Annotated in this window: 19 protein-coding genes, 1 tRNA gene and 1 other RNA gene; 5 read left to right on the plus strand and 16 right to left on the minus strand. The window is 70.8% G+C overall.

Features of this window, described 5'->3' with window-relative positions; genetic code table 11:
- Positions 1 to 3: 3 nt before the first annotated feature.
- The 8 genes from recR to ffs form a co-directional block, all read right to left on the minus strand.
- A complete protein-coding gene (gene recR / locus EHF32_RS08350) occupies positions 4 to 597 on the minus strand; it encodes a recombination mediator RecR (protein WP_137417744.1) in 594 nt (197 codons plus the stop codon).
- Positions 597 to 2,681: a DNA polymerase III subunit gamma and tau gene (locus EHF32_RS08355; RefSeq protein WP_137417745.1), complete on the minus strand. Its 2,085-nt coding sequence runs from the start codon at positions 2,679 to 2,681 to the stop codon at positions 597 to 599. The genes recR and EHF32_RS08355 overlap by 1 nt, the downstream gene beginning before the upstream one ends.
- Before the next feature lie 63 nt (positions 2,682 to 2,744).
- Complete coding sequence (locus tag EHF32_RS08360; protein WP_137417746.1) at positions 2,745 to 5,270, minus strand: glycoside hydrolase family 65 protein; 2,526 nt, start codon at positions 5,268 to 5,270, stop codon at positions 2,745 to 2,747.
- Positions 5,271 to 5,345: 75 nt separating this feature from the next.
- Complete coding sequence (locus tag EHF32_RS08365; RefSeq protein ID WP_137417747.1) at positions 5,346 to 6,071, minus strand: HAD family hydrolase; 726 nt, start codon at positions 6,069 to 6,071, stop codon at positions 5,346 to 5,348.
- Between the two features lie 75 nt (positions 6,072 to 6,146).
- Entirely contained in the window at positions 6,147 to 7,367 is a 1,221-nt protein-coding gene (locus tag EHF32_RS08370) for an acetate/propionate family kinase (protein ID WP_137417748.1), read from the minus strand.
- A 2-nt stretch (positions 7,368 to 7,369) separates the two neighbouring features.
- Positions 7,370 to 9,508 carry a phosphate acetyltransferase gene (gene pta / locus EHF32_RS08375; RefSeq protein WP_137417749.1) on the minus strand — a complete coding sequence of 713 codons (2,139 nt, stop codon included), beginning with the start codon at positions 9,506 to 9,508 and terminating at the stop codon, positions 7,370 to 7,372.
- A 112-nt stretch (positions 9,509 to 9,620) separates the two neighbouring features.
- The gene (locus EHF32_RS08380) at positions 9,621 to 10,988 is read right to left on the minus strand and encodes a CoA transferase (protein ID WP_137417750.1); all 1,368 of its coding nucleotides are present in this window, start codon (positions 10,986 to 10,988) and stop codon (positions 9,621 to 9,623) included.
- Positions 10,989 to 11,024: 36 nt separating this feature from the next.
- Positions 11,025 to 11,121: signal recognition particle sRNA small type (gene ffs / locus EHF32_RS08385), an RNA gene on the minus strand.
- Positions 11,122 to 11,231: 110 nt separating this feature from the next.
- On the opposite strand from ffs, the gene EHF32_RS08390 reads away from it, so the two are divergent.
- The 3 genes from EHF32_RS08390 to EHF32_RS08400 are packed head-to-tail and all read left to right on the plus strand — an operon-like array spanning position 11,232 to position 15,727.
- Entirely contained in the window at positions 11,232 to 12,239 is a 1,008-nt protein-coding gene (locus EHF32_RS08390) for an AAA family ATPase (protein ID WP_137417751.1), read from the plus strand.
- A 4-nt stretch (positions 12,240 to 12,243) separates the two neighbouring features.
- Positions 12,244 to 13,476, plus strand: a complete 1,233-nt coding sequence (locus tag EHF32_RS08395; RefSeq protein ID WP_137417752.1) for a DUF58 domain-containing protein — start codon at positions 12,244 to 12,246, stop codon at positions 13,474 to 13,476.
- On the plus strand, positions 13,466 to 15,727 hold the full coding sequence (locus EHF32_RS08400; RefSeq protein WP_137417753.1) for a transglutaminase family protein: 2,262 nt from the start codon (positions 13,466 to 13,468) through the stop codon (positions 15,725 to 15,727). The genes EHF32_RS08395 and EHF32_RS08400 overlap by 11 nt, the downstream gene beginning before the upstream one ends.
- Positions 15,728 to 15,772: 45 nt before the next feature.
- On the opposite strand, the gene EHF32_RS08405 is transcribed toward EHF32_RS08400, so the two are convergent.
- The 8 genes from EHF32_RS08405 to EHF32_RS08440 all read right to left on the minus strand — a co-directional run bounded on the left by EHF32_RS08405 (position 15,773) and on the right by EHF32_RS08440 (position 20,893).
- Positions 15,773 to 15,864 (minus strand) — tRNA-Ser (locus tag EHF32_RS08405).
- Positions 15,865 to 15,915: 51 nt separating this feature from the next.
- The gene (locus EHF32_RS08410; RefSeq protein WP_137417754.1) at positions 15,916 to 16,236 is read right to left on the minus strand and encodes a DUF7882 family protein; all 321 of its coding nucleotides are present in this window, start codon (positions 16,234 to 16,236) and stop codon (positions 15,916 to 15,918) included.
- Between the two features lie 78 nt (positions 16,237 to 16,314).
- Positions 16,315 to 17,196 (minus strand): helix-turn-helix transcriptional regulator, encoded by an 882-nt coding sequence (locus EHF32_RS08415; RefSeq protein WP_137417755.1) that lies wholly within the window; start codon positions 17,194 to 17,196, stop codon positions 16,315 to 16,317.
- Between the two features lie 339 nt (positions 17,197 to 17,535).
- Positions 17,536 to 17,811: a hypothetical protein gene (locus EHF32_RS08420; protein WP_137417756.1), complete on the minus strand. Its 276-nt coding sequence runs from the start codon at positions 17,809 to 17,811 to the stop codon at positions 17,536 to 17,538.
- A 131-nt stretch (positions 17,812 to 17,942) separates the two neighbouring features.
- Entirely contained in the window at positions 17,943 to 18,719 is a 777-nt protein-coding gene (locus tag EHF32_RS08425) for an SDR family NAD(P)-dependent oxidoreductase (RefSeq protein WP_137417757.1), read from the minus strand.
- 91 nt (positions 18,720 to 18,810) lie between these two features.
- A complete protein-coding gene (locus tag EHF32_RS08430; protein WP_137417758.1) occupies positions 18,811 to 19,362 on the minus strand; it encodes a TetR/AcrR family transcriptional regulator in 552 nt (183 codons plus the stop codon).
- 68 nt (positions 19,363 to 19,430) lie between these two features.
- The gene (locus EHF32_RS08435) at positions 19,431 to 20,318 is read right to left on the minus strand and encodes an SDR family oxidoreductase (protein WP_272949037.1); all 888 of its coding nucleotides are present in this window, start codon (positions 20,316 to 20,318) and stop codon (positions 19,431 to 19,433) included.
- 14 nt (positions 20,319 to 20,332) lie between these two features.
- Positions 20,333 to 20,893 carry a Dps family protein gene (locus EHF32_RS08440; protein ID WP_137417759.1) on the minus strand — a complete coding sequence of 187 codons (561 nt, stop codon included), beginning with the start codon at positions 20,891 to 20,893 and terminating at the stop codon, positions 20,333 to 20,335.
- Positions 20,894 to 21,102: 209 nt separating this feature from the next.
- Here EHF32_RS08440 and EHF32_RS08445 point away from each other — a divergent pair, with 209 nt between their 5' ends.
- Complete coding sequence (locus tag EHF32_RS08445) at positions 21,103 to 22,899, plus strand: glycoside hydrolase family 15 protein (protein WP_238343665.1); 1,797 nt, start codon at positions 21,103 to 21,105, stop codon at positions 22,897 to 22,899.
- Positions 22,889 to 23,782 (plus strand): SMP-30/gluconolactonase/LRE family protein, encoded by an 894-nt coding sequence (locus EHF32_RS08450; RefSeq protein ID WP_137417761.1) that lies wholly within the window; start codon positions 22,889 to 22,891, stop codon positions 23,780 to 23,782. The genes EHF32_RS08445 and EHF32_RS08450 overlap by 11 nt, the downstream gene beginning before the upstream one ends.
- Position 23,783: the final 1 nt, after the last annotated feature.

Genomic DNA, 23,783 nt, shown 5'->3' on the forward strand with positions numbered 1-23,783 from the left:
CGCTCAGATCGCGCGGCGGCCCTCGAAGGCCCGCCCGAGCGTGACCTCGTCGGCGTACTCCAGGTCACCGCCGACCGGGAGACCGGAGGCGAGTCGGGTCACGCGGATCGACAGCGTCGTCAGTAGGCGGCTGAGATAGGTGGCCGTCGCCTCGCCCTCCAGGTTCGGATTGGTGGCGAGGATCACCTCCTGCACCGTTCCGTCGGCAAGGCGCTGCATGAGCTGCGTGATGCGCAGGTCGTCGGGGCCGACACCGGCGATCGGACTGATCGCGCCCCCGAGCACGTGGTACAGCCCGCGGAACTCCCGCGTGCGCTCGATCGCCGCCACATCCTTCGCATCTTCGACGACGCAGATGAGCGTCTCGTTGCGGCGCGGGTCGCGACAGATCGCGCAGCGATCCTGCTCTGACACATTGCCGCAGATCTCGCAGAAGCGCACCTTCTCGCGCACCTCGACGAGGAGCTGGGCGAGCTGGGAGACGTCGAAGTTCGGCGTCTGAAGGATGTGGAACGTGATCCGCTGAGCGGACTTCGGACCGATCCCCGGCAGACGGCCGAACTCGTCGATCAGGTTCTGGACGATGCCGTCGTACATCAGGAGAACCTCGTCGGCTGCTGGTAGGGCTCTTCACGCACGAAGCGCGCATCGAGGACCTGGCGCACCACCGCCTCGCCGTAGCGCTGGATGCCGTCGGTCGGCGCGGAGCGCACGGGCGCGGGCGGCGGCACGACGGGCGGGATGGCCGCCACATCCGTCGGGTACATCTCTTCGTCGGCGGGATCGACCGGCTCTTCGGGGTCGAACGACGTCGCGACCTCGCCCGCGGGCAGCACGGCGCCCTCGGGCGGCGCCACGGTCAGCGTGCGCATCGCAGACGCTTGGGCGTCTTCGGGCTCCTCGTCGACGGCCAGCTGCGCGACGGGCGCCGCGGGCGCCTCCCCCGCATCCGAGGTCGGGATCGGCGCGACGGCCCACTCGGTGACCGGAGCAGCGGAGGACGCACGAGCGGGACCCGGTCGCTCGGCCGGCGGAGCGGACGGCTCCGCACGAGGCGGCGCGGGGGGTGCTGCGGGAGCCGCCTCAGCGGGCGGGGCGGGGTCGGTGTCCTGGTCGTGGCGCGCGATGTACTTGACCCGGATGCCGAGCACGCCCTGGATCGCCTGACGAAGGTCTTCGCTGGGCCCGGCGCCCGCCGTGCGCTTCTTGAACGCGGCGATGTCGCTCTGGCTGCGGAAGCTGAGCGTGAGGATGTCGCCCTCGAGAGCGGCGACGCGCGCCGCCGTCGCGATCAGCCACGAGCTGCGGCTGATGGTCTCCAGGCGCCCGAGCACCTCGGGCCACGCATCACGCAGTCGCTGCACCGTGACGGGACCGGCCGGGATCTCGGGCGCGGGCTGCGCCGCCGGCTCGGCGACGGGCTCGGCGACGGCCGCGGAGGGGGCAGGCGCGGAGGGTGCGGGCGCCGCCACCGGGACGGGGGTCGGCGGAACGGGCACGGCCGCAGCCTCGGCCGCGCGGGGGGCGGACGAGGGGGCGGGACGCGCCGCCGCCGGGGCCGCGGGAGCCGAACCGACGGTGGGAGCGTTGGCGAGCACCCGGGCGACCATGAGCTCGAGCTGGAGGCGCGGCGACGTTGCTCCCGACATCTCGTCGAGGGCGGCCACGACGATGTCGGCGGTGCGCGACAGGCGTGCCGTGCCGATGATCTCGGCCTGACGCGACATGCGCTCGAGCTCGTCGGAGGGGATGCCGCGCAGCACGGCGGACGCACCCGCACCGGTGGCGGCGATGACGATGAGATCGCGAAGACGCTCGAGCAGGTCTTCGACGAAACGCCGCGGATCCTGCCCGGTCTGCACGACACGGTCGACCGCGGCGAACGCGGAGGCGGCATCGAGGTCGCCGAAGGCGGTGACGACCTCATCGAGCAGCTCGGCGTGCGTGTAGCCGAGGAGGGCGACCGCGCGTTCGTAGCCGATCGCCGCGTTCTCGGAGCCGGCGATGAGCTGGTCGAGCAGCGACAGCGTGTCGCGCGGCGAGCCGCCGCCCGCGCGGACGACCAGCGGCAGCACCCCGGGCTCGACCGAGACGCCCTCGGTCTCGCACATCTGCTGCACGTATTCGAGCATCGCCGCGGGCGGCACGAGGCGGAACGGATAGTGGTGGGTCCGCGAGCGGATCGTGCCGATGACCTTCTCGGGCTCGGTCGTGGCGAAGATGAATTTGACGTGCGCGGGCGGCTCCTCGACGAGCTTCAGCAGCGCGTTGAACCCCTGCGGGGTGACCATGTGCGCCTCGTCGAGGATGAAGATCTTGAACCGGTCGCGGGCCGGGGCGAAGATCGCCCGCTCGCGGAGATCGCGCGCGTCGTCGACACCGTTGTGGCTGGCCGCGTCGATCTCGACGACGTCGAGGGATCCGCCGCCGCCGCGACCGAGCTCGACACAGCTGTCGCACGTGCCGCACGGGGTGTCGGTGGGGCCTTCGGCGCAGTTCAGACACCGCGCGAGGATGCGCGCGCTGGTGGTCTTGCCGCATCCGCGCGGGCCGGAGAAGAGGTAGGCGTGGCCGATGCGGTCGCCACGCAGGGCCGTCATGAGCGGGTCGGTCACCTGGGACTGCCCGATCATCTCACCGAACGCCTCGGGACGGTAACGGCGGTAGAGGGCTGTGGTCACCCCAGTAGCCTACGGCGTGCCACCGACGTCGCGGCGGGTGCGTTCGCCCGCCGCGACGTCGGGTCAGGCATCGAAGTGCGCCTCGTTCTCGCCGATGAGCGTCGGCCCGGTCACGACGGGAAGCGAGGCGGTGAGCGTGGGCACGGATGCGGAGAGCAGCGTGCCGTCCTCGCGCCTGGCGTCGGCGAACATCTGCAGCGTCGGCCGCCCCGGGCGCACGGGGCCCTGCGTGGCCAGCGGCACGACGAGCTCCTCATCGGGGGAGATCGTGTAGGCGACACCGCGCACGGAGAAGGCGACGTCCTCTCCCCCGGCGCGGTTGCGCACGATCATCTCGTCACGACGCAGCGTGATGTCCAGGTGCGACGCGTGCCACGTGAGCGCGTATGAGAGCTCGGGCCACGCGGCGGGCAGCCGCGGGTCGAACGTCAGCTCGCCGTAGTGGTCGCGCATCCCGCCGAAGCCGGAGACCAGCGACGCCCACACGCCGCCCGCGGAGGCGACATGCACGCCGTCCGCCGCGTTGTTGTGGAGGTCGGCGAGGTCCACGAAGATCGAGTCGAGGAAGTACTCCAGCGCGAGGTCCTGGTAGCCGACCTCCGCCGCCAGGATCGACTGCACGACGCCCGAGAGTGTCGAGTCGCCGGTGGTCAGCGGGTCGTAGTACTGGAAGTCGGCGAGCTTCTCCGCCTCCGTGAAGTGATTGCCCTGCAGGAACAGTGCGAGCACGACATCCGCCTGCTTCAGCACCTGGTAGCGGTAGATCACGAGCGGGTGGAAGTGCAGCAGCAGCGGACGCTGCTCGTCCGGGGTGTTCTCCAGGTCCCACACCTCGCGCTCGAGGAACACGGCGTCCTGCGGATGGATGCCGAGCGCCGGGCTGAAGGGGATGTGCATCGCATCGGCCGCCTTCTCCCAGATCTCCGGCTCCTCCGGGTCCAGACCCAGTCTGTCGGCCATGAGGCGGTAGGCCTCGGGAGCGGCGAGCTCCATCTCGCGGACGGTGCGAGCGGCGAAGCGCAGGTTGAAGCGCGCCATGACGTTCGTGAAGAGGTTGTCGTTGACGACCGTCGTGTACTCGTCGGGACCGGTGACGCCATGGATGTGGAACGAGTCCGCACCGTCGACCTCGTCGCGCCAGAACCCGAGCGAGTTCCACAGCCGCGCGGTCTCGACGGCGATGTCGACCGCCTCGCGGTAGAGGAAGTCGACGTCGCCGGTGGCGCGCACGTACTTGGCGAGCGCGAAGCTCACGTCGGCGTTGATGTGGTACTGCGCGGTTCCGGCGGCGTAGTAGGCCGAGGCCTCCTCGCCGTTGATCGTGCGCCAGGGGAACAGCGCGCCCGCCTCGTTGAGCTGGAAGGCGCGGCGACGCGCGTCGGGGAGCATGTGCACCCGCATCCGCAGGGCGTTGCGTGCCCAGTGCGGGCTCGTGTACGTGAGGAAGGGCAGCACGTACACCTCGGTGTCCCAGAAGTAGTGCCCGCTGTATCCCGAGCCCGAGACGCCCTTGGCGGGCACGCCCAGACCGTCGGCACGGGCCGCCGCCTGCGCGAGCTGGAAGAGGCACCAGCGTGTGGCCTGCTGCAGGTCGTCGTGTTCGGCGATGCGCACGTCCGAGCGGTCCCAGAAGGCGTCGAGCCATGCGCGCTGCACGGCGTACTGCGTCGCCACGCCCTCCTGGAGGGCGCGATCGAGCGTGCGGCGGCACCGGTCGACGAGCTCGGCCGCGGGCACCCCGCGCGAGGTGTGGTAGCTGACGAGCTTCGTGACCTTGACGGGAACCCCGGCCTTCGCCTGCACGCGGAACACGTTCTTGGCGATGTCAGGCTGGATGAGGGTGCGCGCCGTGTACTCGTTCGTGGTCTCGACGATGTGGTCGGCGGCGACGGCGAGCGTCATCTCCGAGTGCGTCACCTTGTAGCTGAGCACGGAGCGCGCGCCGTCCTGCCAGAACTCCTGCGGCTGCAGCACCCGCTCCTCGATGCGCTCGGCGCGGCGCGGGTCGAAGCCGGCTTTGAGCTTGCTCGCCGGCCGACCGCCGTACACGTCCTCGCCGTCCTGGCGGTTCACGAGCTGACAGCTGATGGTCACGGGTGCATCGGCGTTGAGCACCGTCACCTCGATGCTCATCAGCGCGAGGTGCTTCTCCTCGAACGACACCATGCGCTCGAAGTCGATGCGCACCTCCTTGCCGGAGGGCGTGCGCCAGAGCAGGTGTCGGCGCAGCACGCCGTCGCGCAGGTCGAGGATGCGCTCGTACTCGAGGATCTCGGCGACATCGAACGAGAGCGGCTCGTCGTCGACGTAGACCCGCATGACCTTGGCATCCGGGGCGTTGATGATCGTCTGCCCGACCTCGGCGAACCCGTAGGCCTGCTCGGCGTGACGGATCGGGAACACCTCGTGGAAGCCGTTGATGAAGGTGCCCTGCTCGTGGCCGAAGCGCCCCTCGGGCTGATTCCCCCGCAGCCCCAGGTATCCGTTGCCCACGGTGAACAGCGTCTCGGTGACGCCCGCCTCGTCGATGTCGAACGAACGCTCGACGAGTCGCCACGGGTCGACCGGGAAACGGTCTCTATCGATCATGAACATGCCTTCCGCCGGTGACACGGCCAGGGATTCGGGTGAGGAGATGCGATCGGGTATCGCAAAAGAACCGGCTCAGTCTACGAAGGCGGCGAGGTCGTCCACGACCACATCCGCGCCGGCGGCGCGCAGCGCCTCGGCACCGACGCCGCGATCGACGCCCACGACCAGGGCGAAGCCCGCGGCCTGAGCGGATGCGGCACCGCTCAGCGCGTCTTCGACGGCGGCGCTGCGCGCGGGATCGACCCCCAGCATCCGCGCGCCGCCGAGGAAGACGTCGGGCGCGGGCTTGGACGCGAGGTTCTCGCGCTCGGCGACGACGCCGTCCATCACGACGGCGAACCGGTCACGGATGCCGGCGGCGGCGAGCACCTCTTCCGCGTTCTTCGAGCTGGAGACCACGGCGACGGGCACGCCGCGCTCGCGGAGCTGATCGACCAGGCGCAGCGAGCCGGGGTACGGCGCGATCCCCTCGCCGCGCAGCACCCGGGCGAAGACCTCGTTCTTCCGGTTGCCGATGCCGCAGACCGTGTCCGCGGACGGATCGTCGTCCGGCTCACCCCAGGGCACCTCGACGTCGCGCGAACGCAGCAGGCTCGCGACGCCGTCATAGCGCTTCTTGCCGTCCAAGTGCAGGAAGTAGTCCTGCTCCGTGTAGGGCGGGGTGATGCCCCACGCGGCGAACAGCTCCTCGAACATCGTCTGCCAGGCGTGCATGTGCACCTCGGCCGTCGGGGTGAGCACCCCGTCGAGGTCGAAGAGCACGGCGTCGTAGGAAGACAGATCGGGCAGGTCGGTCACGAAGCCTCCAAAGTTGCGCTCGACCGGGCGCACCCAGCGTAGTCGCGGCAGGTTACGCGTCGGTGTCGCGCGCGCTCAGGCGACGCGGGCGACGGCAAGTGCCTGCCGCGCGATCTCCAGCTCCTCGTTCGTGGGCACCACGAGCACGGTCACCGACGAGTCCGGGGTGGAGATCGTCCGGATGCCCTTGCGCCGCTCCTCGTTGGCGGCCGCATCCAGCTCGACGCCGAGGAAACCGAGCGTCTCCAGGGCTGCGGCACGGATGAGGGGCGAGTTCTCGCCGACGCCCGCCGTGAACGAGATCACGTCGACGCCGCCCAGCTGGGCGATGTAGGAACCGATGTAGGCGCGAAGGCGATGGATGTACACGTCGAAGGCGAGCGACGCGGGACCGTCGCCGGCTTCGCGGCGGTCCTCGATGTCGCGCATGTCCGACACTCCGGCGAGCCCCAGCATCCCGCTGCTCTTGTTCAGGAACGCATCGAGCTCCGCCGGGGACATCTCTTCGCGTCGCGCCAGAACGAGCAGGATCGACGGGTCGAGATCTCCCGAACGGGTGCCCATCACGAGCCCCTCGAGCGGGGTGAGCCCCATCGACGTCTCGACCGAGTGGCCTCCGTCGATGGCGGTGATGGATGCGCCGTTGCCGAGGTGGAGCACGATCTGCTTGAGGCTGCGCAGCGGGCGGCCGAGGTACTCGGCGACGGACTCCGAGACGAACTTGTGACTCGTTCCGTGGAACCCGTACCGGCGGATGCGGTGCTTGCGGGCGATGGCGCGATCGATGGCGTACGTGTAGGCCGCCGGCGGCAGCGTCTGATGGAACGCCGTGTCGAAGACCGCGACGTGGGGCAGGTCGCCGAAGGCCGCACGCGCCGCGCGGATCCCCTGGACCGCGCCGGGGTTGTGCAAGGGGGCCAGCACCGAGAGCTCATCGATGTTGATCTCGACGAGGTCGGTGATGAGCGTGGGCTGGAAGAAGCGCGCTCCGCCCTGGACGACGCGGTGACCGACGGCGACCGGGGCGTTCTCGGTCAGCGACGGACCGTGCTCGGCGAAGGCGTCGAGCATCACCTGGAACCCGACGGCGTGGTCGGGGATCGGCAGCTCCTGCGTGTAGGTGGCATCGACCGCCGCCGCCCCCACACCCGTGAAGTGCACCTTGTGGCTGGCCGCTCCCATGCCCTCGCCGATGCGCTCGACGAGCCCGGACGCCAGCGCCGTCTCGGTCTCGACGTCCAGCAGCTGGTACTTGAACGAGGACGAGCCACTGTTGATGACGAGAACGACGCTCACGTTCATGCCTTCCCTTCGGATGCGGGCTCATCGCCCTGAGCCTGGATCGCGGTGATCGCGATGGTGTTGACGATGTCCTCGACCAGCGCACCGCGCGACAGGTCGTTGATGGGCTTGTTCAGACCCTGCAGGACGGGGCCGATCGCGATCGCCCCGGCCGAGCGCTGCACGGCCTTGTAGGTGTTGTTGCCGGTGTTGAGGTCGGGGAAGACGAAGACCGTGGCGCGACCCGCGACGGGCGAGCCCGGCATCTTCTTGGAGGCGACGGCGGCGTCTGCGGCCGCGTCGTACTGGATGGGACCCTCGACGGGAAGCTCGGGTGCGCGCTCTCGCACGATGACGGTCGCCTCACGCACCTTCTCGACATCCGCTCCCGACCCGGACTCACCGGTCGAGTAGGACAGCATGGCGACGCGCGGCTCGATGCCGAAGCGGTCGGCGGTCTCGGCCGAGGAGACGGCGATGTCGGCCAGCTGCGGCGCCGTCGGGTCGGGGATGACCGCGCAGTCGCCGTAGACCAGGACGCGATCGGCGAGCGCCATGAGGAAGACGCTGGAGACGACGCCGACGCCCGGACGCGTCTTGATGATCTCGAAGGCAGGGCGGATGGTGTGGGCCGTCGTGTGCGCGGCGCCCGAGACCATTCCGTCGGCGAGACCGAGGTGCACCATGAGCGTGCCGAAGTACGAGACGTCGGTGACGGTGTCGGCGGCGCGCGCCATCGTCATCCCCTTGTGCTCGCGAAGACGCGTGTACTCCTCGGCGAACTTCTGCACCAGGACGGGATCGAACGGGCTGATGACCTGGGCCGCGGCGATGTCGATGCCGAGCTCGAGAGCGCGCGAGCGGACCTCGACCTCCTCACCCAGGATGATGAGGTCGGCGATGCCGCGGGCGAGGACGGTGGCGGCTGCGCGCAGCACGCGGTCGTCGTCGCCCTCGGGCAGCACGATCCGACGGCGGTTCGAGCGCGCCCGTTCGACGAGCCCGTACTCGAACATGAGGGGCGTGACGACGGTGGGCTTGGCGAGGCCCAGCAGACGCGTCAGCTCGGCGCCGTCGACGTGCCTCTCGAACAGCGACAGCGCCGTGTCGTAGGAGCGCTGCGAGTCGGCGGCCAGCCGGCCACGGGTGTTCATGATGCGCACGGATGTGTCGTAGGTGTCACGGTCGGTCGCGATGATCGGGAGCCGGGACCCGAGGCCGTCGATCAGGCGGTCGATGTCGGCCGGCAGTGGGAAGGGACCGTTGAGGACGATGGCCGACAGCGACGGGAACGTGCCGGAGGCATGCGCGAGCAGGGTCGCGAGCAGCACCTCGGTGCGGTCGGCGGGGATGACCACGACCGCCCCGTCGCTGAGCCGCGGGAGCACGTTGGCGGGGCTCATGGCGGCGACGATCACGCCGAGCACCTCGCGCGTCAGCAGTTCCTCGTCACCCTTCACAAGCGTTCCGTCGACGGAGCGCATGACGCCCCGGACGGTCGGGGCCACCAGGAAGCGGTCCTCGGGAAGTGCCCACACGGGCACCTCGATACCCGCGGGGACGATGTCACGGACGGCCCCGATGGTCTCGTCCAGCATCGAGGGGTCGACGCGGGTGGCGACCACGGCGAACAGCTCCGCGCGGGCCTGACGCAACTCGCCGACCGAGAGCTTCGCGATCTGGGCGATGTCGGCGGGCGTGCGCGGATCGCTCGTGCCGAGCTGCTCGCTCTGACCCTGCTGGGCACGGCCCCCGACGACCAGCAGCACGGGGGCACCGAGATTCGCCGCGATGCGGGCGTTGTAGCCGAGTTCGGCGGGGCTGCCCACATCCGTGTAGTCGCTGCCGAGGATGACGACCGCGTCGCACTGCGCCTCGACGGTCTTGTACCGCTCGACGATGCGCGCGAGTGCCGCATCCGGGTCGGCGTGCATGTCGTCGTAGCCGACGCCGATGCAGTCGTCGTAGGCGAGGTCGACGCCGTCGTGGTCGAGCAGCATCTCGAGCACGTAGTCGCGCTCGGTCGTCGAACGGGCGATGGGGCGGAAGACGCCCACACGCGCGGTCGCATGGCTGAGCGCTTCGAGCACTCCCAATGCGATCGTGGACTTTCCCGAATGACCTTCCGCGGACGTGATGAGGATGCTCTGAGCCACCCGATCAGCCTAGGCGCGCCTCATGTGGGGAGCCAGATGAGGCGTCCGTGAATAAACTCCGCTCCCCCGGCAGCCGCTCTCGCCGCCCCACTTGCCCGCAGGGGGTCGGGGGTCAGAGCCAGGCGGGCGGGTCACCGCCGAGGCGCGTGGCCACGCGATCGAAACGCAGGGTCGCCTCGCCCACCCGGAAAGGCGGCGGCGCGAGCAGGAGCGCACCCTCCGAAGTCTCGATCCGCTGTCCCGCAACTGTCACGGAATCGGCGCCGGATGCGGATGCGGCGCCCTCCCCGGCGAGCGTCGTCAGTGCGTGGGCGGTGCGGGCCAGGGACAGTCGCCACCTGCTGCCACGCCCCGAGATCTGGCGGCGGGTGAGTCCGGCGACGGCGGCGGCCGCCGCGAGGTACCCCGTCGTCCAGTCGAGGGCCTGCACGGGCAGCGAGACAGGGGCCGCCGCATCCGCGTGCCGCATGCCGATGTCGGCGATTCCGGTCGAGAACTGCACCAGCGAATCGAATCCGCGTCGGCCGGCCCAGGGTCCGCTCCAGCCGTACGCGCGAACCCCGACCTCGACGAGTCCGGGGCGCAGGCGATGTCGTTCATCCTCGCCCAGCCCCAGGTGGTCGATGGCACCCGCGCGGTAGCCGTGCACAAGGACGTCGGCGGCAGCCAGCAGATCGGAGAGCGTACGCCGCCCGGCGGGTGTCTTCGCGTCCAGGCGCGCGGAGCGCTTGCCGGCCATGACGTACGGGAGCACGGCGGGTTCGTCCCACGTGTCGGGGTCGATGCGGAGCACGTCGGCGCCGAGGCCTGCCAGCACCTGCGTGGCGGCGGGCCCCGCGATGACACGGGTCAGATCGAGCACACGAAGCCCCGCGAGCGGTCTGGCCGGCTCGGGATGCCAGGTCGAACCCGCGTCTGTCGGCCCCGTATCGATGCGGGCGATGAGGGGCTCCGAGGCGACGGCGGAGCCGGGCACGGACCGCATCCACTCCGCGCGGGTGCGCAGCGTCGCCGCCGCACCGCCCGCCGCGACGATCGCCGATTCAAGCTCGTCCGCGCCGCGGTGGGCGATCGCGGCGGACAACTCCTCGACGGTCCGCGCGTCGGGAAGCGCGAGTGCGGCCAGCAGGGCCGCCCGATGGTGCGGCGCGTTGGCATGCGTGCGGATCCACGAGCCGTCTGCGGTCGGGAAGGCGCCGGACAGGGGATCCCAGGGCGAAGGGAACGACCCCTGAGCGGGCCGGATGTGGCGGCCGAGCCACGCGTCGACGAGGGTGCGATCCACCCGCACCTCGGGGCCGGGGAGCAGAGACGCGCTCTGCATCAGCGCGTCGACGGCCGAGGCCAGCGCGCCCATCGCCGTCGTGGCCAGCGTCGAGACGGGCAGGGCGTCATCGAGGTGCGCGACCCCGCTCAGGCCGACGTCACCTCCGACGTCGAGGATGCGGCGGAGCTCGTCCTGTGCGGTGTCCCGGTGCACGGCGCCACCCTACGCTCGAGGCACGTCGACGGGAAAAGAAAAGACTCTCCGCGAACCCGGCAGAGCCTGGTTACCCTTGCTACGTTTCCGTCCTGGGGGAGTTGGCCTGGATGCCGCCTCGCGGAGAGCTGACACAAGTCTAACCCAGCCCGCACACCGCCGCTCACGGCGAATACCCCGCCCCATGCTCCGCAGCGCACGTTACGATCGGGACACGATCGCGCCGACGGGAAGGCATCCGGCATGACCGATACCGCACGAGTCCTCACCGACGAGGTCGATTCCGCGATGGACGCCGAGCGGTTCACCCGCTTGACGCGCGCGATCGGCAAGAGCGTCGCCACCGTCATCGACGGCAAGCCCGATGCGGTGCGCAGCGCCCTCGTGGCCCTCCTCGCCGAGGGTCACCTGCTCATCGAGGACGTCCCCGGCGTCGGCAAGACCATGCTCGCCCGTGCGCTGGCGGCATCCGTCGACGCGACCGTGCGCCGCATCCAGTTCACGCCGGATCTTCTTCCGGGCGACGTGACGGGCGTGTCGGTGTTCGATCCCGTCGCCCGCGAGTTCGAGTTCAAGCGCGGCGCTGTGTTCGCCCACATCGTCATCGCCGACGAGATCAACCGCTCCTCCCCCAAGACGCAGTCCGCACTGCTGGAGGCGATGGAGGAACGTCAGGTGACCGTCGACGGCGAGGCGCATCACCTCCCGGACCCGTTCCTCGTGGTCGCGACCCAGAACCCTCTCGACATGGAGGGCACGTACGCACTGCCCGAGGCGCAGCGCGACCGCTTCATGATGCGCATCTCGATGGGGTATCCGGATGCGGCGGCAGAGGCTCTCATGCTCCGCCAGCGCGAGACCGAGAACCCGCTGTCCCACATCCACCCCGTCGTGCACGCGGAAGAGGTGCTGGGGCTGATCGCCTGGGCCCGACGCATCCACGTCGCGCCTGCCATCGAGGAGTACGCCGTGGCGCTGGCCCAGGCCACGCGTACGCATCCCGAGGTGCGCCTCGGGGCGAGCCCACGGGCGACCCTCCAGCTCGTGCGGGCCGCGAAGGTGTGGGCGGCGCTCGAGGGGCGCGCGTTCGTCATCCCCGACGACATCGCGGCGCTGGTCGTGCCCGTCTTCGCGCACCGGATCATCGCGACGCGCTCCTCCAGCACCCGGGGCTCGGATTCGCACTCGGTGCCCAAGATCCTGGAGCGCATCGTCGACAGCGTCCGCGTTCCCCTCGCCGCGCGCACCTGAGCGCATGAGACGCAGCTGGCCGCTCACGGCGCGGGGAACCGGTGCCGTCGTCCTCGCTCTCGCCTGCTTCGCCGCAGCGAACCAGCTGGGTCTCGTCGAGCTGGTCTTCGTGGGGCTGCTCCTCGTCTCGCTCGTGGTGGCCGGGCTGGTCGCCGTCTATGCAGCGCGCGGTCGCGCCGAGGTCACCCGCACCGTCGTGCCCGCGGTACCGGATGCGGGCGACGAGATCGAGGTGACCGTGCGGGTCGGGGCGCACTCCGCACTTCCGACCTCCGGCGGCCGCTGGCGCGACTCGATGCCGGACGGTATCGAAGGCGGCGGCCCGGGCACCTTCCCCGCCGTCTCCTCCGGGTTCAGTCGTGACGATCGTGCGGTCGTCGTGGGGTATCGGGCCCGGGTGCGCCGCCGCGGCATCCATTGGATCGGCCCCTTCGAGCTCAGCTCGCTGGATCCGTTCGGCGTCGCCCGGCGCACCGTCGCCCAGGGCGAGCTGACGCGGCTGGTGGTGACGCCCGCGGTCGAGGAGCTGCTTTCGCTGGCGGGCGTCGCCGGCGCCTCGGGCGGCAGTCTCTCGCGCGCGACGAACCGGCTCGGACAGGGCACCGACGACGTGATCGCCCGCCCATGGGCGCCCGGCGACTCCATGCGCCGCATCCACTGGCGCGCCTCCGCCCACCGCGACGAGCTCATGGTGCGCCAGGAGGAGCAGGAGAGTTCGCCCGAGGCGACGATCGTCTTCGATCGCGCGCTGGGCCGCTTCTCCCCCGATGCCACCGAGGCCACCGGCTCCAATCCCGCCTTCGAGGCCGCCGTGGGCGCGGTCGCGTCCGCGCTGGCACGACTCGTCGCCGACGGGTACACCGTCGCACTCATCGAGCCCGACGGCGTCCCGCTGTGCGACCACGTGGAGCCGGCGGATGCGCCGGCGCTCGAGGCCGCGATGCTCGTGCTGGCGACGGTGCAAGCGCGGCTGGACGACCGCCTCGGTGCGCTCGCGGGACTGTTCGCGGGCGAGACGACGGGTCCGCTCGTGCTGGTCACCGGCGCGCTGTCGCAGACGGATGCGGCGATGCTCGCCACCGTGGGTCACCACAGCGCCTTCCCCGTGCTGCTCAGCACCGCTCCCGCACCCGGGGCGTTCGACGCGGCGACCGGATGGACGGCCGCGGCGCTCGGCAACGACGTCGCCGACGCGTGGCGTGACGCGGTCTCGGAGAGGCTCCCCCATGCCGGCTGAGAAGACCACGCACGCCCAGGGGCAGGCCGCGCTGGCCGTCGGTGTGTTCGTCGCGCTCGTCGCCACGACGCTTCCGGTGATGCGCGTCATCGCGCCGGGCGCCTGGGTCGCGGCGGGGTTCGGACTCGCGGCCGTCGTCCTGGCCCTCGGCGCGGTGCTGCGCCGCGTCGGCGTCGCGGGGCTCGTGGTCACCGGCATCGACATCGTCGTCTGGGTGCTCGCGCTGACCCTGCTCTATCTGCGCGACAGCGCCTGGGGCGGGCTCGTCCCCTCCCCGGCGTCGTTCGACGCGGTGGGCGCGCTGGTCTCCGCGGCGGTGCAGGAGATGGCGGTGGGGGCGGCGCCGTTGACCGCGACGCCCGCGCTGTCGTTCTTCGTCGTCGCCGCGATCGGGGCGCTCGCCATCGTCCTCGATCACGTCGTCATCACGACCCGGATGCCGCTGCTCGCCGCCATCGCCCTCGTCGCCGTCGCCGTCGTTCCCACCATCGCGGTGCCGGCGTCGATGGATGTGTTCGCCTTCGTCCTGCTGGCCGCCAGCATCCTGTTCCTGCTCGCGACCGACACGCGCACCCACCGCGGCACGACCGGCCCGCGCGGTGCGCCCGCCGCGGCGTCGGCCGCTCTCATCGCGGTCGCATCGATCGCCGTGGCGGTCGTCGTCACACCGCTGCTGCCCGCCCCCGACGGCGAGGCGGCGGTAAGCGGAGTCGGCAGCAGCGGCATCAACCCGACCCTGCGCCTCGGCGACGACCTGCGGCGGCCGAACCCCGTCGAAGTGCTGCGGGTGCGCTCGTCCGAGCCCCGCGCTCCGTACCTGCGCGCCGTGACGTTGTCGAGCTTCGCGGGCGAGGTCTGGCGGCCGGACGAACGCGATGCGACGCCGGTGGGCGCAGGGCCCGGGTTCGGCCCGGTGCGCACCGATCCCGACATCGCTCGCACCAGCGCCGACACGAAGATCGACATCGTGAAGCTGAACACCCCGTACCTGCCCATCCCCTTCCCCGCGACGGCGATCGGCGGGCTCACGGGCGACTGGGGCATCGTGGCCGACAACCGCACGGTCGTCAGCGAAGACGGGGATTCGCGCGGCCAGAGCTACGAGGTCATCACCGAGACGCCCACCCCCACGCTGGAGCAGATCCGTGCTGCGACCTCCCGCGGCGCCGACGTCGACCCCGAACTCCGCGAGATCCCCGACGACACCCCGGCGAACGTGTCCGAGCTCGCCCGGGCCGTCACCGCCGAGACGAGCAACGACTACGACGCCGCGTTCGCCCTGCAGCGCTGGTTCCGCTCGAGCGAATTCACCTACTCGCTGGACGCACCCGTCCAGGAGGGTTTCGATGGAGCGGGCGTCGACGCGATCGGACAGTTCCTCGAAGTGCGCAGCGGATACTGCGTGCACTTCGCCTCCGCCTTCGCCGCCATGACGAGGTCGCTGGGGATGCCGACGCGCATCGTGATCGGCTACCTGCCCGGCACCGCCACGACGGATCGGATCGACGGCGACCTCGTCTACTCGGTCTCGAGCGACCTGCTGCACTCCTGGCCCGAGGTGTACTTCGAGGGCATCGGCTGGGTGCCGTTCGAGCCGACCAACAGCCTCGGCGTGCCGACCGTGTTCTCCAGCGGTGTGGGCACCTCGCTGGATCAGATCGACTCCGCATCCCCGGCACCGACGGCGGAAGCCACGCCCACCACCGCTGCGACCGAGCGCCCCGACACCCCGGACAGCCCGCAGGCCGGCACGGTCGACGGCAGCGCCGGAACCGGCGCGATCGTTCCCGCCGTGTGGGTGACGATCGCCGCCCTCCTCCTGCTGACGGCTCCCGCGCTGGTCCATGCGCTGCGTGGCCGCCGGCGCCTGATCCTCGCCGCGCGGGGTGACGCGAGCGCGGCGTGGCTGTTCGTGGAGGAAGCGGCGATCGATCTCGGGCTGCCGGTCCCCGCGAGCGCATCGCCGCGTGCGCTGGCCGAGCGCCTCGTCGCGGCGGGGGCAGCGGCGGAGGATCTGCGGCTGCTCGTGGACGCGATCGAGCACGCCAGCTACGCGCCCGCATCCGCGGCGTCGATCAATGACGGCAGCGGCCTCGCCACGGCGGCCTCGCGCGTGCGGCGCGCGCTGATGGATCAGGCCACGGCTCCGCGACGCATCCTCGCCGTCGTCGCACCGCGCTCTCTCGTCATCCGTCCCGGCACGACCGCGGCCGGCGCGGGCTGGCACGAGCACGCTCGCACACCGCTGTAGACAGAAGATGAGCGTCACCCCGCGGACGGGGTGACGCTCATCTGATGGCGGAAGTGACAGGATTTGAACCTGCGAGGCGAGTTACCCCGCCTACATGGATTCCAGCCATGCTCCTTAGGCCGCTCGGACACACTTCCAAGGAGCGATCCTAACACGGGCGGTCGCCGGCACCCGCGCGCGGGCTCCGCTCACCCCGCGTCGTCGCCGGGTTCCGCACGCTCCGGAAGAAGCACGATCCCACCCGAGGAGTGCGCCGAACGGGCGAGCTCCTCGATCCACTCGCGGCTGATCTCGGCGGGCTCCGGGTCGTCGAACACGAATCTCAGCGGGATGGAGGGGGCGAACCAGAGGGTGCTGCGCCCGCCCTCCTCGCTGTCCGGATGCGTGAGCGAGACCGTGAAGCTCTCGCCGCGGCGCAGCTTCGTGGCGATGACGACTTTCAGATGCGCGAGGGCGCGATCCTCGATCTCCACCGCCGTCTCGCCCGCTCCGTAGAAGATCTGTCCCATGCCGTTCACGGTATGCGAGCACTTTCGCCGGTTCGCGGACTCCACTCCGAGCGCGCACGAAATGTCCCCGACGCGCGCTCAGCGCCGCAGCGTGTGCGAGGGCGGCTCGCCGTAGGCCTCGGCGTACTGGTGCGCGAAGCGGCCCGTGTGGGCGAAGCCCCACCGCGCCGCGATCTCCCGCACGGTGCGGGCACCCGCATCCGCGGCCATCAGATCGGCGTGCGCCCCCTCGAGCCGGATGCGGCGCAGGAACGCCGACGGCGACATCTCGTACGAACGCCGGAAGGCGAGTTGCAGACCGCGCACCGACGTCCCCGCGGCGAGCGCGACGTCGCCGATGGTGATGGGTTCGGCGACGTGCTCCTCCATGAACGCGATCGCCCGGCGCACGGTGCGCGGCGAGCTCTGCGCGCGCGTGTGCGAGTGCTCGCCCAACAGCGGGAAGGAGGTCGCGATGGTCGCCACGAGCTGGTGCGTGAACTGGGCGCGCAGGAGCGGCGACGTGGCCACAGTCTCGTCGGCGAGCAGGGTCGCCTCGATGAAGCGCAGCGTCTCGGCGACGATCGAGTGGCGCTGGGCGCTGCCGTTGACCCGGTCGGTCCGAAGCCGCGGCGGCTCCTCCCCCAGCATCCCGCGCAGCACCCGATGGAACGTGTCGGCGTCGAGGCTGACCGCCCGCAGCTGCAGCTGGGTGAAACGTGCCGAGAACGCGGTCGCCGGCGGTACGAGGAACGGGATGCGGCCGTCGCCGCTCTCCTGGCCCACCGACCACCGATGACGGCCGGCGACCGCGTGGGCGACGATGAACTGGGGGAACTCCTCCGCGTCCGTACGGTTCGATCCGCCGAAGCGGAGCGCCGTGGCCATGAGGGTGCTGTCACTCACGGCCGCCATCTGGTAGCGGAATCCGGCCGGCGGGTCGGCCGTCAGAACCATCGAGGTGTTGAAGAGCTCGCTCACCGATTCCTGCGCGCGTTGCGGGTCATCCGTCTGCAGTCCACGGCGGGAAGGTGCTCCCTGGTTCACGCCCCGTCACCTGAAACGACGACCGTGGAATCCAACCTACCCAACTGCCCTCCTCGCGCGCCGATCACGGCGCATCCCCACACTGTGCGATCACCCGCCCGCCGGCTCGGTATCGATCCGATCCACGCGGGAAGTATCCGCCACACGCAGCCGCGTGACAGCAACGAGAATCGAGGTCGTTCGTGCACGAACAAAGAGGGTTGACACCGGATACGCGATCTGGCATATCCGCATCCGGTCACCGAGAGCGACCTGGACGACGTGTGGATCCGCTCAGTGCGAGGAGCCGTCGAGAAGCGCCGTCACCTGGTCGAAATCGAGCGTCTGCGCGATCTCCTCCGCGCGGTCGTAGCGGGATCCGGCCAGCACGACGAACACGGCGCCGACCACGTCGACGAAGCCGACGCAGTCCTCGCCGCGCAGGGCCCGATAGCGTTCGGGGGCGATGCGCTCCCACCGCAGTTCCTCGACGTCCGGGGCGTCAGCGGTGACGTCGGCGGCGGTACCGGCTGCGGGCGTGCGGTTCTCCGGCATCATCTGCAGCGTCATCGTCGCCTCCTGCTCCGTGGGGTTTCCTCCACTGTGCGCCCGGGCGGTAGCAAACAGCTGAGGCTTGACTTATCGGCTGCTGCTCGCCTACGCGTGCACGGGCGACCCGGACGAGCCGCCCGTGCAGCGCCTCAGCCGAGGAAGGGGCGCAGGTCGGGGTAGCCGCTGGTCTGCCAGGCGCCGTCGACGACGACGTTCTCGCCGTTGATGTAGGAGGCGTCATCCGACGCGAGGAACAACGCCACGCCGGCGATCTCCTCGGGCTCGGCCGGACGGCCCGCCGGGATGCGGGCCATGTACGCCTCGGGAACACCGGGCATGGTCATGAGACCGCCGGTGAGCGGCGTCGCCACGAGACCTGGCGAGACCGCGTTGACGCGGATGCCGTCGCCGGCGAGCTCCAGCGCGGCGTTCTTCGTGAGCATCACGACACCGGCCTTGGCGGCCGAGTAGCCCGCGCCGAAGTGCATCGGGACGAGCGAGTTCAGCGACGCGATGTTCACGATCGACCCCTGCTGCCCTTCGGCGAGGAAGTGCTCGGCGCCGAGCTTCGTGCCGAGGAAAGCGCCGTAGAGGTTGAGGCGGATGTTGAAATCCCACGTCGCGAGGTCCATGTCCACGATGCGGCCCGGCCGGGATCCGCCGGCGACGTTGTAGACCGCGTCGATGCGTCCGAAGCGTTCGCGTGCGCCGTCGAAGAGCGCCGCCATCCCGCCTTCGTCGGTGACGTCGGTCGCGAGTCCCGCGACGCTGTCGCCGAACGTGGCGCCGGCGGCGGCGACCGCCTCGGCGTTGATGTCGGCGACGAAGACCCGAGCGCCCTCATCCACCAGGCGACGCGTGATCGCCGCGCCGATTCCGGAGACGCCTCCGGTGACGATCGCGACCTTGCCGTCGAAACGTGCCATGACTGCCTTCCCGCGACGACCGGGCGGCGTCGCTGCTCGACAGCAGTCTAGGCAATCTATCTGACATATGTCTTATAGATCGCGGGTCAGGTCAGAGCTGCCACCAGCCGGCGGACGCGGTCAGGATGACAGCGACCGCACGATCGAGATCCGCCATGTCCGTGCGCAGCCATTCTTCGATCGCCCCCACCGTCCCGGCCGCGGCATAGGCGACGGCGAGCGAGACCGCGGCGGCATCGCCCGCGATCGCCGCGGGCACGATACCGGGACGCTGGTGCACCCACTGCTCCAGTCCCTGCCGGAGGCTCCGCTCGAGCCCCGCACGCACCGGCGCCGCGAGCAGCGGCTCCATCGCCGACCGGTACACAACGGCGCGCGTACGGACGTGCTCCAACAGCATCCGCTCGCCGTCGCCGATCGCCGCATCCGCACCGAGGGTCGCGGTCACCTCCTGCAGCTCCGCCTCGAGCGCGTCGGCCATCAGCTCCGCGACGCCCGCGGTATGCCGATAGAAGGTGTCGCGCGTGACGCCGGCGGCACGGCAGAGGTCGGTCACGCTGATCTGCGACAACCGCGTGGTGGATGCCAGCTCGAAGGCCGCGGCACGCAGGCGCTCCTGCGTGCGACGCACCCGCGGATCCATCCGCCCATGCTAAGCGCACGCGCAGAGGCGGCCGCCCGGTATCCGGACGGCCGCTTCCCCCGCGAAGGTCAGTGCACCGGCATCCCGCCCGTCACGGCGATCGTCTCGCCGACGACGTAGCTGGATTCCTGGGAGGCGAGGAAGACGAACGCCGGGGCGAGCTCGACGGGCTGGCCGGCCCGTCCGATCGGCGTCTGCGAGCCGAACTCCTCGATCTTCTCGTTCGGCACGTATGCGGGCTGCAGGGGCGTCCAGATCGGACCGGGAGCCACACCGTTGACGCGGATCCCGCGTTCGATCAGCTGCTGCGACATCGCGCGCGTCCAGTTGGCGATTCCCGCCTTCGAGACCGCGTACTCGGCCAGCGAGGGCGAGGGCTGGAAGCCCTGCACACTCGAGGTCGTGATGATCGCCGCGCCGGGCTTCAGATGGGCGGAGGCGGCCTTGGTCAGCCAGAACAGCGGATAGATGTTGGCTTTCACGACGTGGTCGAGCGTGTGCGTCTCGAAGTCGTCGATGCTGTCGACGGTCGGCATCGTGCCGGCGTTGATCACGAGGATGTCGAGGCCGCCGAGCTCGTCGACGGCGCGCTCGACGACGTCGATGTTGATCTGCTCCTGCTGGAGGTCTCCCGGAAGGAGGACGGCCTTGCGACCCTCCTTCTCGATGAGCGCCGCGACCTCCTCCGCCTGCGCCTGTTCCTCGGGCAGGTAGCTGAGCGCCACATCCGCGCCCTCGCGGGCATAGGCGATCGCCACCGCGCGGCCGATGCCGGAGTCGGCGCCGGTCACGAGGGCCTTCCGCCCGGGCAGGCGCCCCAAGCCGATGTAGCTGGTCTCGCCGTGGTCGGGCGCGGGATCCATCGCGTGGATGTCTCCCGGCGCGCTCTGCTGCTGGGGCGGGAAGGGCGGCCGGGGGAACTGGGTGGTCGGATCCTGGGCGTCGTACATGCTCATCGCGCGGGCCCCTCTCAGCGCGCCGCCGGCGCGCGGTTCTCGGCACTGACCATCCACGCGAGCTGCTCGAGGCGCTCGAGGACCGCGTGCAGGATGTCGGCGCTCGTCGGGTCCTCGTCATCCACCTCGTCATGCACGTCGCGGCAGGTGCCGATCGTGGCCTCGAGACGTTCCGTGATGAGGTCGATGACCTCGCTCGTGTCGATCTCTCCCTGCGGGAACTCCGGCAGCGTGGTGGTCTCGGCGACCGTGTCGCTGCGGCCGTCCGGGAGGGCGTGCAGCGCCCGCATCCGCTCCGCGACGGTGTCGCTGAACTCGCGGGCGGCGTCGATCACCTCGTCCAGCTGCAGGTGGGTGTCGCGGAAGTTGCGGCCGACCACGTTCCAGTGCGCCTGCTTGCCCTGCAGCGACAGCTCGATCAGATCGACGAGCACCTTCTGCAGGTTGTCGCTGAGTTTCTGGGATGCGGTGAACCCACTCTCCGCGTTCTGCTCCTCGGTGAGTCCGGCTCCTGCTCCACCCTTCGCAGGGCGGCGGCGGTTGCGCGTGGTGCTCGATGCTTTCGTGGCGGCCATGTCGTCCTCCTTCGTCGTCGAGGACGGGTCGTGCCCGTCGCTCGGTGTCTGACGGATGCGAGGCTAACCCCGGCTCCGCGCACGCCGGCGGGGGGTTGTCCACCCCGCCGGCGGTTGCTAGCGCTCGCGCGCCCGACGGCGCTTAACCCGCCCGCGCGCCGCATGCAAGCCTGCCCCCGCGGCACGGGAGGGCGCCTAACGTGACTGACGTGCCCCGGCCCTCCTCCGACCTCTCGTCCTACGCCGCGATCGGCGACGGGCGGACGATCGCTCTCATCGATCGCCGCGGCAGCATCGACTGGCTGCCGGTGCCCAACCTCGACTCCGTGCCGGTCTTCGCACGCATCCTCGATGCCGACAACGGCGGATGCCTGGAGATCACGCCGGTGGGCGAGTTCGAGGTGCGTCGTCGGTACGTCGCGCGCACGAACGTGCTCCAGACGACATTCGTCACTGCGGCGGGCACCGCGCGACTGACGGACGCGATGGTGACGGGCGTCGCCGGGCGTCTTCCCTGGGCGGAGCTGGCGAGGCGAGTGGAGGGCATCGACGGCGAGGTCGCCTTCACGTGGCGCGTGCAGCCGGGGACCCGTCTGAACACGGCGGCTCCCTGGGCGGAGCAGCGCGACGGTGCCACCATCCTCCGTGTCGGCGAGACATCTCTGGCTGTGGTGGGTCAGGGACATGGCACGCCGACCACCGTCGATGACGGCGCAGGCCCGCGGGTCGAGGGAGCCTTCACGACCTCGCCCGACTCGCGCCACCTGCTCGTGGTGGTCGCGACCGACGGCGAGCCGCTGCACCTGCCGCATCCGGAGAACGTCGACCGCAGCATCGACCGGACGATCGAGGGCTGGCGCGCCTGGTCGCGGGAGTTCGGCTACGACGGCCCGTGGGCGGCCACCGTCCAGCGCAGTGCGCTCGCCCTGAAGCTGCTCGTCTACTCCCCCACCGGAGCCATCGCCGCGGCCGCGACCACCTCGCTGCCGGAGAACCCGCGCGGCGGCAAGAACTGGGACTACCGGTTCGCGTGGGTGCGCGATCTGGCCTACACCGCGCACGCGCTCGTGCGCTTCGGCCTCCGAGAGGAGACGCACGCTGCGATCTCGTGGCTGCTGCGCACCATCCGCGACAACGGGCCCGACCTGCACGTGCTGTACACGCTGCGCGGCACGCTCGCGCAGAACGTCACGGAGCACGAGGCGCCGGGCTGGCGCGGGATCGGGCCGGTGGTCACCGGCAACCCGGCAAACGGGCAGCTCCAGCTGGGGGTGTACGGCGACCTCTTCGCCATCTGCCGCACCTACGTGGAATCCGGCAACGTGCTGGATGTCGCCACCGGTCGCATGCTCGCCGCCATGGCCGACCGCACGTGCGACGAATGGCGACAGCCGGATTCCGGGATGTGGGAGCTCCCCGAGATCCGCCACTACACCTCCTCGAAGATGGGCTGCTGGCAGGCGCTGCGAGACGCAGTCGAACTCGCCGAGGCGGGCGCCATCCCCGGCAGCGCCGAGCGCTGGGCCTCTGAGCGCGACCGCATCGCGGCCTGGATCGCCGAACACGGCTGGTCGGAGGAGATCGGGGCGTACGTCATGCATCCGGGATCCACGGATGTCGACACCTCGGTGCTCCTGCACGCCGAAAGCGGATTCGACCGCGGCGAGCGGATGTCTCGGACGATCGACGTGCTCACCGAGCGGCTCGGCGGTGGAGACCTGCTCTACCGCTACACCGGGATGGATCAGGAGGAGCACACGTTCGTCGCCTCCGCGTTCTGGCGGGCCGGCGCGCTCGCGTGCGTGGGACGCCACGACGAGGCCGTCGCGGCCATGGACGACCTGGTCGCCCGCGCCAACGACGTCGGGATCTTCGCCGAGATGATCTCGGAGCACGACGGTTCGTCGTGGGGCAACCTCCCCCAAGCGCTCAGCCACCTGGCCGTGATCGGCGCCGCTCTGACGATCCGCGACCTCGTGCCCGCGGAGGAGCTCGATGGGCACTGAACCCCGCCTCTTCCGTCGCCTCGACGCGATCCTCGTCGAGAGCATCTTCTGGGACGACCGCACCGACGAGCTCGTCTGGGTCGACATCACCCGCGGCACGATGCATCGCGCCCGGCTGGACGATCCTGAGGACGGCTCCCGTGACACGGTCGTGCGGCTGCCGGCGCCCGTGAGCGCCGTGCAGCCCGCCGCATCCGGCGGGTTCGTCGCCGCGTTGAAGGATCGTGTCGTGGTACTGGATGCGGACGGCACCATCCGGCGGACCGTGGCCGTGCTGCCCCACGCGCACGCGGGAATCCGCAGCAACGAGGCCAAGGTCGACCCGTTCGGGCGTTTCGTGGTGGGAGCGATGAACGTGACCACCGGCGAGCCCGATGCGGGTCTGTACCTCGTCGAGCCCACGGGCTCTGTGCGTGTGCTCCGCGGCGGGTTCGGCGTGGCCAACGGCTTCGAGTGGTCCGACGATGCGCAGACGATGTACGTCACCGACACGGCCACGCGGACCGTCTACCGCGGCGCGTACTCCCCGGGGCCGGAGGCGCTCGGCGAGCTGACGCCGTTCCTGATCGGCGAGGACTCCGACGGCCTCGCCCTCGACACCGACGGACGGTTCTGGAACGGCGTCTACGGCGCGGGGCAGGTCGTGCGGTGGAGTCCCGATGGAGGCGTCGAGGCCCGCATCCCGATCCCCGCACCGCAGGTGACCTCCGTCGCCTTCGGCGGGCGGGCGCGGAACCTGCTGTTCGTGGGGACCGCTCGCGAACAGCTCACCGAGCAACAGCTCGTCGCCGCACCCCTCAGCGGATCGATCTTCGTGATCGACACGGACGCCCAGGGGCGCCCGGCACACACGTTCGGACCGATCCCGTCCGACGGGGAATGAA

The sequence above is a fragment of the Microbacterium sp. RG1 genome, from assembly GCF_005347485.1.
In the GTDB taxonomy this organism is placed as follows: domain Bacteria; phylum Actinomycetota; class Actinomycetes; order Actinomycetales; family Microbacteriaceae; genus Microbacterium; species Microbacterium binotii_A.